Genomic DNA, 12,792 nt, shown 5'->3' on the forward strand with positions numbered 1-12,792 from the left:
TCGCTTCGAGGGCCGCGCTCCCTGCACCCTCACCGGTCGCGCGCCCCTCGCTACCGCCTCTTCGACAACTCCGCGCGCAAGTCCTCGACGTCCATCCCCTTCATCGAGAGCAGGACGAGCAGGTGATAGACGATGTCGGCGGACTCGTGGGCGAGTTCCTCGCGGTCGTCGTCTTTCGCCGCGAGAATCAGCTCGGTGGTCTCCTCGCCGAGCTTCTCCAAGACGGCGTTCTCGCCTTTCTCGTGGGTAAACAGCGACGTGGTGTAGGAGTCCTCGGGGAGGTTCTCCTTGCGGTCCTCGATGACCGCGAACAGGTCGTCGATGACGTCGTCGGCGTCGTCCATACCGGGCGGTCGGCGGGGGACCTATTCAGGCCGTCGAAGCGCTACGTCTCCACGCTGTCGAAGAAGGCGAGGTCGTGGATGCGCGGGTCCTCGGTCAGTTCCGGGTGGAACGACGTGCCGACGACGGGACCGTCACGGACCGCAACGGGGCGGTCGTCCCACGTCGCCAGCACCTCCACGTCGTCGCCGACGTAGTCGATGACGGGCGCGCGGATGAACACCGCCGGGAACGGGTCATCGAGACCGGTCACGGAGAGCGGGGCCTCGAAGCTATCCTTCTGTCGGCCGAAGGCGTTGCGCTCGACGGAGACGTCGAGGACGTTCAGCGTCTCCACGCGGTCGTCGTGGGCGTCGCTGGCGGCGACGATGAGGCCGGCACACGTCGCCAGCACCGGTTTCCCGGCCTCGACGTGAGCCGCGATCTCGCGGTCGATACCCTCCCGGTGGACGAGTCGCGAGATGGTGGTCGACTCGCCGCCGGGCATGAGGAGCGCGTCGCAGTCGGGGACGACCCCCGCTTCGCGTATCTCGACGACCTCCGCCGTCTCGCCGTGGGCCGTCGCCACCCGTTCGATCGCGTCGGCGTGTTCGGAGACGTCGCCCTGCACGGCGAGGACGCCTGCCCGTAGAGTCATGGTCGCCGGTACGCCGGGAACCGTCAAAACACTCTCGCCTCGGTGAGCGCACCGTTCCGGGACGACACCGCGAGCCAAACCGTTAGGTGCTGGGCAGCCCAGAACGAAGTATGGGAAAGCGACGGGACCCGGTCGCGTCGAACGCGGACCGGTCGACGGACCTCTACGAGATCGCCGACTGGGAGGTGCGGTCCCGGCTAGACCGCTTCGCCCACTGGCTCTATCACACGGGCATCTGGGCGCTCCGTGGAATGGTGATCCTCATCGCCCTCGTCATCCTGGTGCTGCAGGTCGCGTTCGGCAGCCTCGGCGCGCTCGGCGTCCAGCCGCTGTTCGCCGGTCTCGCGGCGCTTTCGGCGGTTCCCGCGCTGCTGCTGGCCCTCTACATCTGGCGCGCCGACGTGACCTCCTCCGAACCGCTGACGCTGTTGGTGGGGACCTTCCTGCTGGGCGTGCTGTTCGCCGGCTTCGCCGGGCTGTTGAACGTGACGCTCGGCGACCCGGTGCAGTCGATCGGCTCCGGGTTCGGGCTGTTCGAACCCGCGGGCCTGTTCTTCTTCTTCTATCTCGTCGTCGGCCCCGTCGAGGAGAGCGTGAAGCTGCTCGCGGTGCGACTCTACCCCTACCGGGACGACCGCTTCGACGCCGTCATCGACGGCGCGGTGTACGGTGCCGCCGCCGGACTGGGTTTCGCCACCATCGAGAACGCGCTGTACATCGTCCAGAACACCGAGACGGTCAACGGGACGATACAGGCGATAAACGCCGGCAGCGACATCGCGGCCGTGCGGGCGCTGGCCGGGCCGGGCCACGTCATCTACTCGGCGTTCGCGGGTTACTACCTCGGGTTGGCGAAGTTCAACCCCGACGACGCCGGCCCCATCATCCTGAAGGGGCTGCTCATCGCCACGCTCATCCACGCCACGTACAACGCGCTGTCGGGTCCCGTGACGGTGGTTCTCTCCGAGTTTTACGGCGTCAGTCAGTTCACCGCCTTCCTCGGATTCGTCGTCGTCTACGACGCGCTGTTCGGCCTGCTCCTGTTTCGGAAACTCAACGCCTATCGGCGAGCATATCAGCAGGCACATCAGGTGACCGACAGCTCGCCAGACGAGATCGAACAGGCCGAGTTCGAACCCTAGTGGAGCTGTTCGACGTACTTCGCTATCACATCGACTTCGAGGTGAACCGGGTCGCCGACCGACTTCTCCGAGAGCGTCGTCTCCTCGTAGGTCGTCGGGATGATCGCCACGTCGAAGCGGTCGTCGCGACGAGCGGCGACGGTGAGGCTGATGCCGTCGACCGTGATCGATCCCTTCTCGACGAGGTAGTCCCGCTGCGCGTCGGGAAGCGAGAAGGAGAACGTCCAGTCGCCTCTCTCCCGTTCGATGCCGACGATCTCCGCGGTAGCGTCGACGTGGCCCTGCACGATGTGGCCGTCGAAGCGGCCGTCGGCGGGCATCGCCCGTTCGAGGTTGACGGTCGCCCCCTCGGTCAGTCGGTCGAAGAAGGTCCGGTCGAGCGTCTCGCGGGCGAGGAACACCTCGAACCACTCCCCGTCGGCGAACGCCTCGACGGTGAGACACGCGCCGCTGACGCTTATCGACTGGCCGGCTTCGAGGTCGGAGAAGGGCGCGCCGATGCGGACCCGCCGACCGTCCTCGTCGTCTACGACTTCCCGTACCTCGCCGGTCGCCTCGACGATCCCGGTGAACATACCGATCGCTTGGCGACTGGCGTGGAAAGCGCTTCGCCTCGCGGCGCGTCGGGCTGAACGAGGCTGCCGCCGCGACACTTACTCGAAACCGAGTAATATATTTACAACCCTAGTCACAAGGAATTTATTGTCGACGGCCCTACTGCGTGGTATGCCAGAGATGGCTTCCCCGAAGGGCGACGACGGCGACTGGACGACCAGACACGCGCGGACGCGTCCCCGCGAGAAGCGGCCAGTCGCCGACTACGACCCCGAAGACGGCTGGGACGTCCGCCACGCCGAGACGGACCGCGACTAGCGCTGTAGCACTTCGACGCCGACGAGCTCCGCGCCGGTGAGCGCGCGGATGTACGCGCCGCCGGCGATGGAGACGTGTCCGAACTCGTCTTCTTCCATCCCGTACATCTCGATGGCGCGAGAGGTGTCGCCGCCGCCGACCACCGAGAAGCAGTCGGTCTCCGCGATGGCTTCGAGGACGCCCGCCGTCCCCACGGAGAAGCGCTCGTCCTCGAACATGCCGAGCGCGCCCTTCACGAAGACGGCCTCCGACTCGCGGATTGTCGGCGAGTACTCCATGACCGTCTCGCTGCCAACGTCGAGGTACGAGACCGTCTTCTCGTCGATGTCGTCGACCGACTGCTCGGCGCGGCTCCCGTCGTCGTCCTCGTAGGCCAGGTCGACCGCGAGCGTGATCTGGTCGCGGTGGTCTTCGAGCATCGACTCGATCTTCTCGCTGTTCTGTTCCCACTGCTCGTCGTAGAGGTTCGCGTCGTCGATGTCGTAGCCGACGGGGTAGCCCGCCGCCCGCAGGAACAGCTCCCCGGCGATGCCGCCCAGCAGGAAGTCGTCGACCTTCTCGTCCAAGTGGGTCATCACGTCGATAACGTCGGTGGCCTTCGTCCCGCCGACGACCATCGTCACCTGCCCGTCGAACTCCTTCTCGGCGATGGCGGTGTTGGCCTCGTACTCGGTCTCCATGACCCGGCCCGCGTAGGCGTCCATGACCAGCGGAAAGCCCACGAGCGAGGCGTGCGAGCGATGCGCCGCCGAGTAGGCGTCGTTGACGTAGGCGTCGAACTCGTCCTTGAGCGTCTGGACGAATTCGGTCTCGGCCTTGACCTCGGGCTCTTCCTCGGGGAGTTCCTCGTCGCACATTCGCGTGTTCTCCAAGACGAGGACGTCGCCGCCGTCGAGTTCGCCGATGGCGGAAAGGGCGTCCTCGCCGAAGGTGTCGGCGACGAAGTCGACCGGGCTGTCGACGTGCGATTCGAGGATGTCAGCGTGCTGGGAGAGCGAGACGAAGTCGTCCCGGCCGGGCCGGCCCTGGTGGGCCAGTACCGCGACCTCGAAGTCTCGGTCGACGAGTTCGCTGATCGTCTCGGCGTGGCGGTCGAACCGCCGGTTGTCCTGTACCTCGCCGTCCTCGACGGGTGAGTTGAGGTCGAGTCGCACGAGGACGCGCTGCCCGTCCTCGAGGTCGTCGAGCGTCTGGAAGGTCATCACGCGAACCCACACCCGCCCCGTGCTTAGGCGTTTCCGAGTCCGCCGAAAGCGCGTCGAGATACCGCCGACAGCCGCGGCTCGGCGAGCCGAGAAATCGAAGGAGAGACGAACGGCGAGAGCGGAGCGACCAGTCTACTGCTCGGTGATGTGCTGTGCGACGTCGAGCATCCGGCTCGAGAAGCCGTACTCGTTGTCGTACCACGTCAGGATCTTCGTCATCCCGTTGACGACGTTCGTCGACTGGAGGTCGACCTGCGAGGAGTAGGGGTCGCCGAGGATGTCGGAGGAGACGACGTCCTCGGTCGTGACGCCCAGCACGCCCTCGAGGTCGCCTTCGGCGGCCTCTTCGAAGGCGGCGTTGACGTCGCTCTCGGTGACCTCCTCGTTCAGGTCCACGACGAACTCCGTGATGGAGCCGTTCGGGACCGGGACGCGAATGGCCATCCCGTCGAGTTTGCCCTCGAGGTCGGGCAGGACCTCGGTGGCGGCCTGTGCGGCCCCGGTCGAGGTCGGGATGATGTTCTCGGCCGCGGCGCGGCGGCGGCGGGGCTTGCTGTTGGGGCCGTCCATGAGGTTCTGGGACCCGGTGTAGGCGTGGACGGTCGTCAGCTGTCCCGACTCGATGCCGAACTCGTCGTCGAGCACCTTCGCGACCGGCGTGATGGAGTTCGTCGTACAGGAGGCGTTCGAGACGACGTCCTCGCCGTCGTACTCGTCCTCGTTGACGCCGTAGACGATCTGCTTGACGTGCTCGTCGCCCTTCGGTGGCGCGGAGATGAGCACCTTGTCGGCACCCGCTTCGAGGTGCTGGCTCGCGTCCTCTTTCGTCCGGAAGATGCCCGTCGCCTCGAACGCGACGTCGACGTCTAGGTCCTCCCAGGGGAGCTCCGTCGGGTCGGTCTCGTGGAAGATGCCCGCCTCGAAGTCGGTGCCCTCGACGCTGAGGACGCCGTCCTCGACGTTCGCACCCGGGAGATTGCCCATGACGGTGTCGTACTGGGCGAAGTAGTCGATCTCGTCGTCGTCCATGACGTCGTTGATGCCGACGATCTCGACGTCGTCGTTCTCCAGCGAAGCACGGAATACGTTACGGCCGATGCGGCCGAAGCCGTTGAGGCCGACGCGGACTGGGTCACTCATACCGGCTAGTAAAGCGCCTGTTCGGAGTAAAGGGTTTTCGGAATTGTTCCGGGATGTGTTTGTTTGTGTTCGTTACGTTTCGAACGAATGTCTATGATAGATACGCCACCGCGCGTCCGGGCGAGATAGATCAGATGAATCAGATGAGTCCGACAGAAGGCTTTTGAGAGATACGACCGAATGGCCCTATAGTAATGAGACGGGACGACGACGACCCCTTCGACGAGTTCTTCCGCGAGATAGAGCGGATGATGGACGAGATGATGGGTGCCGAAGGGGACGTTCACATCGACCGAGACGGTGCGACGGGGGGCAGCGACCTACACGTAGACGTCCACGAGACCGACGAGGAGATCCGCGTCGTCGCCGACATCCCGGGCATCGAGAAGGAGGCGATCGACCTCAAGTGCGACGGCAACGTCCTCACCATCGATGCCGACAGCCACCAGCGGGAGTACCACGAGCGGCTCACGCTCCCCAGTGCAGTCGACGAACACTCCGCGTCGGCCACCTACAACAACGGCATCCTCGAAGTCACCTTCGACCGCGAAGAGGACTCGGCCGACATCGAACTGTAGCCGCGCTTTACCGAACCGCCTGTCGATTTCTGCTACGCCGTCGCTGTCGCGCGAATCAGCTCCGCCAGTCGGTCCCAAAATCCCTCCTCGTACTTCGTCGCGCTGTCGATGGTCGGCCGGGCGTTCGTCTCGTTGACGACGGCGCGGTCGTCGGTCACGAGCAGATCCACGCCGAGATACGAGATGTCGAGCACGTCCGCCGCGCGTTCGCTCAATTCGCGCAGCGGGTCGGGTAGTTCGACTCCCTCGGCGTCGGCCCCGCGGTGGACGTTGTGCTTCCAGCGCCCGCCCGCGCGGGCGTCGGCGGAGAGTCGTCGTTCGACGGCCCCGACGTACTCGCCGTCGACGATCATCGCTCGGTAGTCGCGCGCGTCGGGGAGATACTCCTGGACGAGAAACGACTGGTCGCCGGTCGCCCGGTAGTCGTGGACCAGGTCGAGGTAGTCGGCGATACCCAGGAAGGAATCGAGGTCGTGCGCCGTCGTGACGCCCACGCCGCGGGTCGTGGAGTTGGGCTTGACGACTACTGGCGGGTCGAACTGTTCGAAGGCGGCGACGAGGGCGGCCTCGTCGGCGGGGTTCGAGACGAGCACCGTCTCCGGGACTGGAACGTCGGCCCGGCCGAGTCGCGTCAGCACGTCCGCTTTGTTGCGCGAGCGCAGGATCGCCTCGCGGTCGTTGACCCACGGCACGCCGAGCATCGCGTCGGCGACGGCCCCCTCCATGATGCGAGAGGGATAGACGAACCCCACGTCGTAGGCCGCGAACGGCGACGTGGAGAGCGGCAGCGACCGCTCGCTGACGTCGACGTGGCCGACGGCGATATCGCGGGCCGCCAGCGGCTCTCGCATCCGCTCGAACGTCTCCTCTCGCGTCGTGACGGCCAGATCCAGCATCACCGCTCGCTTCGTGCGGTCGCTACAAATACTCCCGGTCGCCGGAGACGGCCGTTACTCCGCTTTGCCGCGGCCGCGTCGGCGTTTCAGCAGCCACAGCACGATGACCGCGCCCTCCAGCCGCGCGACCGAGTACACCCACGGCCGCAGTTCCACGTCGTCGTCCTTCGACGCCAGCCCCATCCAGAAGTCCACCATCTGCTTGGGAGCGAGCAGTTCCACCAGCCCGATGACGAGCAGTAGCAGTCGGAACGCCATACTCGACGGTAGGACGTGTTAATTCAATAGTATTTCGGCGGTCGCGGTATCGCACTGACCGCGGTGGCCGAGCGCGCGTTTCATCGCGCGCCACGGGGAAGGGCAGGCTGACCTGGGAAGCGTACCGCGCCGAGCGAAGCGAGGCGCGGTTTCACCGTCAGAGCGAAGCTCTGACGAGCCTGCTGTCGCTGCGCTCCAACCGACACCGAACTCGCGGCATCGCCGCGAGTTCGGCCTTTTTGGTCCAGGTTTTTCAAGGAGGGTTCCCGCAGCGCCGCGAAGCGGCGCGAGGAAACCCGACGCAGAAAAAAGTGGTTAGGAAACCAGCTGTTCCGCGCCGCGCTCGACCTTGATGCGACAGGACGGCGTGATCTTGTTGTAGGCGCGACGGAACGCCTCCTTGACGTGTTCGGCGTCCTCGACGTGGCAGTAGGCGGTGAACAGCTGCTCGCCGGCCTGCACGCGAGCGGCGGTGCCGACGATCTTCCCGAAGGCGGCGCGCATCCCGTCTGAGACACGGTCGGCCCCGGCACCGGTCGCCTGCTTGTTCTCGCGCAGGACCTGGTGGGGGAACTTCCGCAGCGTCATCTTGTAGTCGCCGTCCTCGCCGAGTTCCTTGATGAGGTGGCGGTTGGCCGACAGGCGCGAGGCCTCGAGCGAGCCGTGGCGGAGCTGAACCGACTCCTCGACGATGAGGCTGATCTGGACGGGGTAGTCGTCCGTGTCGGTCTGCTTCTGGCCCATCTCGTGCTGTGCGATCTTCGAACCGGGGATGCCCGTGATGTACTCGCGTCGGGTGTACGCGGGCTTGTCGATGTCCCGGTACATCGAGGCAGGTTTGTCCGACATAGGTACTCTTGGCGAATACGAGGCCGAGCGACGGGATAAGAGCTTCGAAGGCCGACCGCGGTGTGACGGGTAGTCGCACGGCCGGGGCGCCGCCGCGCCGCCGGCGCGGTGACACGGATGTTACCTCGCTGGGGTGTTTATGCGGGTCGAGCGGCTATCGGAAGATACCATGAACATGCTCGTCGACGGCGAGTGGCAGACCGACGCCTACGAGAGTACGAACGACGACGGTGAGTTCGACCGGCAGGAGACGACGTTCCGGGACCGTATCGAAGACGACCCCGACGCGCGGTTCCAACCCGAAGCCGGACGGTACCACCTCTACGTCTCCTACGCCTGCCCGTGGGCACACCGAACGCTGCTCGTGCGCAGGCTGAAGGGACTGGAGGACGCCATCAGCGTCGACGTCGTGGACCCCTACCGCGACGAGGACGGTTGGCAGTTCACGCCCGAGAAGGAGGGGTGCACCGAGGATTCGCTGTACGGATCGGACTACCTCCGGGAGCTGTACGTGAGAGCCGACGACGACGTGACCTGTCGCGTGACGGTGCCCGTCCTCTGGGACAAACAGGAGGAGACCATCGTCAACAACGAGTCCGAGGAGATCCTACGGATGCTCGACACCGAGTTCGATTCGGTGGCGGAAACCGACGCGGACCTCTACCCCGAGGGGTATCGAGACGAGGTCGACCGCGTCATCGACGACATCTACGATCCGATCAACAACGGCGTCTACCGCGCCGGCTTCGCGGACACGCAGAGCGCCTACGACGACGCGGTCACCGACCTCTTCGACGCGCTCGACCACTGGGACGACGTGCTCGCGGACCAGCGCTATCTCGCCGGCGACCGCCTGACCGAGGCGGACGTCTGCATGTTCACGACCCTGGTCCGCTTCGACCAGGTGTACCACACCCACTTCATGTGCAACCGCCAGTTCATCCGAGAGTACGACAACCTCTGGCCGTATCTGCGGGACCTGTATCAGACCCCCGGTGTCGCCGAGACCGTGAACATGGACCACATCAAGGAACACTACTACACGACCCACCCCGACGTGAACCCCAAGCGCATCGTCGCCGTCGGCCCCGACCTCGACTTCGAGGCGGCTCACGACCGGGACGAACTGCCGGGCGAACCGCCGGCGGACCTGCTGGCGACGCACTGAGCGGACCGCGCGCTCGCCCGTATCGAACGCGTCATCTATCGATGTCCGGAACCGAGCCGTCGTTAGGACTCGGAGAGGATTATCTCCTCGGCCTCGTAGTCCTCGATGAACGAACCGGGTCCGCCGACCGTGACCGTCTCCTCGCCCGTATCGACGACGAGCGTGTGCTCGATCGGGTAGGCGTTGGTCTGTGGTTCGACGAGGCCCTGTCGCGTATCGACGACGGTCCCTTCGAGCGTCTCTACGTCGGTGTCGGCTTGCACCGGGTGGACCGACGCGGTGACGTGGACCGGGTCGTCGGCGCGCAGCCGGAGCGTCGCCTGTAACACCGGTTGGCGGAACCGACGGTAGGTGGCGGGTAGCTCGCGCGGTTCGGCGACGTACAGCTCCGTCGCCATCGGCCAGTAGTTGCCGAGGAAAGAGCCCGAGAGGACCGGCACGAGTTGCTCCTGTACGAACGCGATCGCCCGCTGGTCGGAGTTCGACCGTATGATCATATCGGCGGGCGCGACCAGCCCGAACTGGCCGTCGACGGTGAGGACGATCGGCATCTCCTGTTGCCACGATCGGGCGACCGAGGCCATCCCGGCCACGTCCTCGCTCTCGATGTCGGCCGCGTTGCTGACAACCAGCAGTGCCAGTACGCCACGGTCGACGGCCGCTTCGAGTTCGTCGGCTATCTCCGGGAGGTACTGCTGTGGGACCGACAGCATCACCTCGTCCGTCGCGTTCGAGATGTACTCCGTGAGCCGCTTGACGACGGTCACGCGGGACTTGATGACGTCGAACTGCTGGGCGCGCCGTTCGGTGTCGGAGTAGCGAGAGTCGAGCGCCGATTCCATCTCCGAGAGCTGACTCGTCAGCGATTCGATGACCTCCGACGGCGGACGTGCGCGGATCGTCGTCGGCACGATGTGGTCGTTGACCTCGACGAACCCGCGGTCTTCGAGCGATTCGCTGATGCTGTAGACGTATCGCTTGGAGACGCCGGTGTTGTCGGCGATCTCGCTGGCTTTCGCCTCGCCGTTCCGGAGGATCGAGAGATACGTGTCCACCTCCTTCTCCGAGAGTCCTAACTGCGTCAGTCGGTCCGCGAGCGTCGAATCGTCCATGTTATCCCATCATCACCGGTGTGGCAAGTAATTTCGTTTCGGTCTCCAGAGACGCGGTGCCGTCCGTATCGGTAGATTCGTTGTAATAGTTCATTACGTCTTGAGAAACCATTAAGGTACTGGTCGCACAGGCTCTCGTATGACACGAGAAGCGATTCCGACAGCGACCGCCGATGCGACGTGGACAGTCGGCGAGAAGTACGGGTTCGGCACCGTCGCCGACCACGACGACGCGGACCCGTCACGCGTCTGGTATACCCTGACCGAGGGCGCGGTCACCGAAGTCCGGTTCCCCCGCATCGACGTGATGAACGTCCGCGAACTGGACTTCCTCGTCACCGACGGCGAGGGCTACGCCGCCCGGACCTTCCGGGAGCGACGTGACCTGCCGACGACCGTCGAGCGCTCGACCGAAGCCGTCGGCGAGGACGCCCTTCTGTTCCGCCAGACCGCCCGCCCGACCGACGACCGCGACTGGTCGCTGACCGTCGAACACGTCGCCCATCCCGACGAGGACGCCCTCCTCCTCGACGTGGATTTCGAGGGCGACGGCTACGACCTCCACGTCGTCGTCGACCCGGCGCTGTCCTGTCACGCCGACCACGACGTCGCTCGCGCACGCGAGGACTCGCTGCTCGCGGCTCACGACGCGACCGAGGACGCCGAACCGGCGTTCCTGACCGAGCAGGGCGAACCCATCGACGTGGGGCTGGGCGTGGCGAGCGCCGACGGGTTCGACTGGACCACCGCGGACGTCCGCGAGGGCGACGTCGAGACGGCGCTCCTCGAATCGGGCGTGACGGACGAGCGCCACGACGAGGCCCGCGGCAACGTCGTGCTGGCCGGGACGCTGTCGAGCCACGAGACGACGCTGGCGCTCGGCTTCGCCGAGGAGAGCGACGACGAGGCCGCGCTCGCTACTGCCGAGGCGGTCCTCGCCGACCCCTTCGAGGACGTCCGCGCGGCCTACGCCGATTCGTGGGAGCGGTACCTCGACGACGTGCCGGTGCCCGACAGCGTCGCCGGCGACGACGACCTGCTGGCGCAGTACAAGACCGCCGTGATGGTGATGAAGGCCGCCGACTCCAAGGCGTTCCCCGGCGCGGGTATCGCCAGCCCCTCTGTCCCCTGGGGCGACGCTGTCGATGCCAACGACCCGCGGGACTACGGCTACAACTACGTCTGGCCCCGAGACCTCTATCAGGCCTACACTGCCTTCGACGCCGTCGGCGACACGCAGAGCGCCATCGATGCGACGGAGTACGTCTACGCGTATCAGCAGGAGTCCGACGGCTTCCTCCCGCAGAACACGTTCCTCGACGGCCGGACCCGCTGGGGCGGCGAGCAGATGGACGAGATCGCCTTCCCGCAGGTGATGGCTCAGCAACTGAAAGAGCGCCACGGCTACGACTTCGGGGAGGCGACCTACGGCTACGAGAACGTCCGCCTCTCCTCGGACTATCTGGTCGGAACCGGCCCGCACTCCCAGCAGGAACGCTGGGAGGAGGAACCCGGCTACTCCCCCTCGACGACGGCCGCCGAGATCGCCGGCCTGGTCTGTGCCGCCGACCTCGCTATCGACGCCGGCGAGGACGCCGACGCCATCGCCTATCTGGGCGTCGCCGACCACTGGGTTCGGAATCTGGAGGAGTGGCACGCGACGACGACCGGCACGGAGAGGCACACCAACACGCCCTACTACGTCCGCATTACCGACGAAGGCAACCCCGACGACGGGGAGTTGCGCACCCACAACAACGGCGGCGGGATGCTCGACGAGCGAAATATCATGGACGGCGGGTTCCTCGAACTCGTCCGATTGGGTATCCTCCCGGCCGACGACCCGACGATCCGCAACTCCGTCGCGGAGTACGACGACGACATCATGGTCGAGACGCCCCACGGCCCGGGCTGGTACCGCTACACCGGCGACGGCTACGGCGAGAAGCGCGTCCAGCCGGGCGCGCCGTGGCAGCCGGACATGACCGGGAAGGGGCGCATCTGGCCCTTCTTCACCGGCGAGCGCGGCGAGTACGAACTGCTGCTCGACGACCCGGACTTCGAGCCAGCGGACCTCCTCGGGACGCTCGCGGCCTTCGCCAACGACGGGCGGATGCTCCCCGAACAGGTCTGGGACGAGGACGGCGAGAACGACTTCGACTGGGAGTTCGGCGAGGGCACGTCGAGCGCGACGCCGCTCTCGTGGACCAACGCGCAGTTCGTCAGGCTGGCGTGGAGCGTCGACGCCGGCGAACCCGTCGAGACGCCCGCCGTCGTCGAAGAGCGCTACGGTGGTAGTCCGCTGGCGACCGGGCCCGAGCTGGACGTGAGCGTCGAACGCGACGGCGATACCGCCCGGATCACCGGTCACACGGACGGCGACGACCTCGTGGTGAAGACGCGCGCAGAGACGGCCCGCGTGGACGGCGGCGACGTGGACGTGACCGTCGCCCTCGACGACGCGGCTCGCGTTACCGTCGTCGCGGCGACCGGCGACCTCCCGGCGGTCGGCACGACGGCCGTCGTCGAGTCGGTCTGAGAATCGGCGGTCGACCTCGACGCCGCGATCGTCTGTAAGGACGAAAAAGTATT

General features: G+C 66.2%; 14 protein-coding genes. 5 read left to right on the forward strand and 9 right to left on the reverse strand.

From position 1 onward, the window contains the following. Nucleotides 1–50 precede the first annotated feature (50 nt). Complete coding sequence (gene hisE, locus GO488_RS07850) at nucleotides 51–344, reverse strand: phosphoribosyl-ATP diphosphatase (RefSeq protein WP_162317214.1); 294 nt, start codon at nucleotides 342–344, stop codon at nucleotides 51–53. Nucleotides 345–385: 41 nt separating this feature from the next. Beyond that, a complete protein-coding gene (pdxT, locus tag GO488_RS07855; RefSeq protein ID WP_162317215.1) occupies nucleotides 386–979 on the reverse strand; it encodes a pyridoxal 5'-phosphate synthase glutaminase subunit PdxT in 594 nt (197 codons plus the stop codon). Between the two features lie 110 nt (nucleotides 980–1,089). On the opposite strand from pdxT, the gene GO488_RS07860 reads away from it, so the two are divergent. Next, the gene (locus GO488_RS07860) at nucleotides 1,090–2,121 is read left to right on the forward strand and encodes a PrsW family intramembrane metalloprotease (RefSeq protein ID WP_162317216.1); all 1,032 of its coding nucleotides are present in this window, start codon (nucleotides 1,090–1,092) and stop codon (nucleotides 2,119–2,121) included. Here the strand turns inward: GO488_RS07860 and GO488_RS07865 are convergent. Further along, nucleotides 2,118–2,696 carry a riboflavin synthase gene (locus GO488_RS07865; RefSeq protein WP_162317217.1) on the reverse strand — a complete coding sequence of 193 codons (579 nt, stop codon included), beginning with the start codon at nucleotides 2,694–2,696 and terminating at the stop codon, nucleotides 2,118–2,120. The genes GO488_RS07860 and GO488_RS07865 overlap by 4 nt on opposite strands. Nucleotides 2,697–2,847: 151 nt before the next feature. Here GO488_RS07865 and GO488_RS07870 point away from each other — a divergent pair, with 151 nt between their 5' ends. Next, nucleotides 2,848–2,994 carry a hypothetical protein gene (locus GO488_RS07870; RefSeq protein WP_162315765.1) on the forward strand — a complete coding sequence of 49 codons (147 nt, stop codon included), beginning with the start codon at nucleotides 2,848–2,850 and terminating at the stop codon, nucleotides 2,992–2,994. On the opposite strand, the gene GO488_RS07875 is transcribed toward GO488_RS07870, so the two are convergent. Next, entirely contained in the window at nucleotides 2,991–4,196 is a 1,206-nt protein-coding gene (locus GO488_RS07875; RefSeq protein ID WP_162317218.1) for a phosphoglycerate kinase, read from the reverse strand. The genes GO488_RS07870 and GO488_RS07875 overlap by 4 nt on opposite strands. A 135-nt stretch (nucleotides 4,197–4,331) precedes the next feature. After that, on the reverse strand, nucleotides 4,332–5,339 hold the full coding sequence (gene gap, locus GO488_RS07880) for a type I glyceraldehyde-3-phosphate dehydrogenase (RefSeq protein WP_162317219.1): 1,008 nt from the start codon (nucleotides 5,337–5,339) through the stop codon (nucleotides 4,332–4,334). Between the two features lie 194 nt (nucleotides 5,340–5,533). Between gap and GO488_RS07885 the strand changes: the two genes are divergently transcribed. Continuing rightward, complete coding sequence (locus tag GO488_RS07885; protein WP_162317220.1) at nucleotides 5,534–5,917, forward strand: Hsp20/alpha crystallin family protein; 384 nt, start codon at nucleotides 5,534–5,536, stop codon at nucleotides 5,915–5,917. A gap of 32 nt (nucleotides 5,918–5,949) precedes the next feature. Here the strand turns inward: GO488_RS07885 and GO488_RS07890 are convergent, their stop codons facing one another. From GO488_RS07890 to GO488_RS07900, 3 genes are all read right to left on the reverse strand, one after another. Further along, nucleotides 5,950–6,813, reverse strand: coding sequence for an ATP-grasp domain-containing protein (locus GO488_RS07890; RefSeq protein WP_162317221.1), 864 nt, complete (start codon nucleotides 6,811–6,813; stop codon nucleotides 5,950–5,952). Between the two features lie 54 nt (nucleotides 6,814–6,867). Next, nucleotides 6,868–7,071, reverse strand: a complete 204-nt coding sequence (locus GO488_RS07895; RefSeq protein ID WP_162317222.1) for a hypothetical protein — start codon at nucleotides 7,069–7,071, stop codon at nucleotides 6,868–6,870. Nucleotides 7,072–7,386: 315 nt separating this feature from the next. Next, nucleotides 7,387–7,920 carry a 50S ribosomal protein L16 gene (locus GO488_RS07900; RefSeq protein ID WP_162317223.1) on the reverse strand — a complete coding sequence of 178 codons (534 nt, stop codon included), beginning with the start codon at nucleotides 7,918–7,920 and terminating at the stop codon, nucleotides 7,387–7,389. Nucleotides 7,921–8,089: 169 nt separating this feature from the next. Between GO488_RS07900 and GO488_RS07905 the strand changes: the two genes are divergently transcribed. Continuing rightward, nucleotides 8,090–9,088: a glutathione S-transferase family protein gene (locus tag GO488_RS07905; protein ID WP_162317224.1), complete on the forward strand. Its 999-nt coding sequence runs from the start codon at nucleotides 8,090–8,092 to the stop codon at nucleotides 9,086–9,088. 62 nt (nucleotides 9,089–9,150) lie between these two features. On the opposite strand, the gene GO488_RS07910 is transcribed toward GO488_RS07905, so the two are convergent. Further along, nucleotides 9,151–10,200, reverse strand: coding sequence for a TrmB family transcriptional regulator (locus tag GO488_RS07910; RefSeq protein WP_162317225.1), 1,050 nt, complete (start codon nucleotides 10,198–10,200; stop codon nucleotides 9,151–9,153). Between the two features lie 139 nt (nucleotides 10,201–10,339). On the opposite strand from GO488_RS07910, the gene GO488_RS07915 reads away from it, so the two are divergent. Beyond that, on the forward strand, nucleotides 10,340–12,739 hold the full coding sequence (locus tag GO488_RS07915) for a glycoside hydrolase family 15 protein (RefSeq protein ID WP_162317226.1): 2,400 nt from the start codon (nucleotides 10,340–10,342) through the stop codon (nucleotides 12,737–12,739). Nucleotides 12,740–12,792 lie beyond the last annotated feature (53 nt).

Source organism: Haloarcula limicola (assembly GCF_010119205.1).
Lineage (GTDB): Archaea > Halobacteriota > Halobacteria > Halobacteriales > Haloarculaceae > Haloarcula > Haloarcula limicola.

Coding starts and splice junctions, on each gene's coding strand:
- hisE (WP_162317214.1), bottom strand. CDS start 344: ATGGACGACGCCGACGACGTCATCGACGACCTGTTCGCGGTCATCGAG.
- pdxT (WP_162317215.1), bottom strand. CDS start 979: ATGACTCTACGGGCAGGCGTCCTCGCCGTGCAGGGCGACGTCTCCGAA.
- GO488_RS07860 (WP_162317216.1), top strand. CDS start 1,090: ATGGGAAAGCGACGGGACCCGGTCGCGTCGAACGCGGACCGGTCGACG.
- GO488_RS07865 (WP_162317217.1), bottom strand. CDS start 2,696: ATGTTCACCGGGATCGTCGAGGCGACCGGCGAGGTACGGGAAGTCGTA.
- GO488_RS07870 (WP_162315765.1), top strand. CDS start 2,848: ATGCCAGAGATGGCTTCCCCGAAGGGCGACGACGGCGACTGGACGACC.
- GO488_RS07875 (WP_162317218.1), bottom strand. CDS start 4,196: ATGACCTTCCAGACGCTCGACGACCTCGAGGACGGGCAGCGCGTCCTC.
- gap (WP_162317219.1), bottom strand. CDS start 5,339: ATGAGTGACCCAGTCCGCGTCGGCCTCAACGGCTTCGGCCGCATCGGC.
- GO488_RS07885 (WP_162317220.1), top strand. CDS start 5,534: ATGAGACGGGACGACGACGACCCCTTCGACGAGTTCTTCCGCGAGATA.
- GO488_RS07890 (WP_162317221.1), bottom strand. CDS start 6,813: ATGCTGGATCTGGCCGTCACGACGCGAGAGGAGACGTTCGAGCGGATG.
- GO488_RS07895 (WP_162317222.1), bottom strand. CDS start 7,071: ATGGCGTTCCGACTGCTACTGCTCGTCATCGGGCTGGTGGAACTGCTC.
- GO488_RS07900 (WP_162317223.1), bottom strand. CDS start 7,920: ATGTCGGACAAACCTGCCTCGATGTACCGGGACATCGACAAGCCCGCG.
- GO488_RS07905 (WP_162317224.1), top strand. CDS start 8,090: ATGAACATGCTCGTCGACGGCGAGTGGCAGACCGACGCCTACGAGAGT.
- GO488_RS07910 (WP_162317225.1), bottom strand. CDS start 10,200: ATGGACGATTCGACGCTCGCGGACCGACTGACGCAGTTAGGACTCTCG.
- GO488_RS07915 (WP_162317226.1), top strand. CDS start 10,340: ATGACACGAGAAGCGATTCCGACAGCGACCGCCGATGCGACGTGGACA.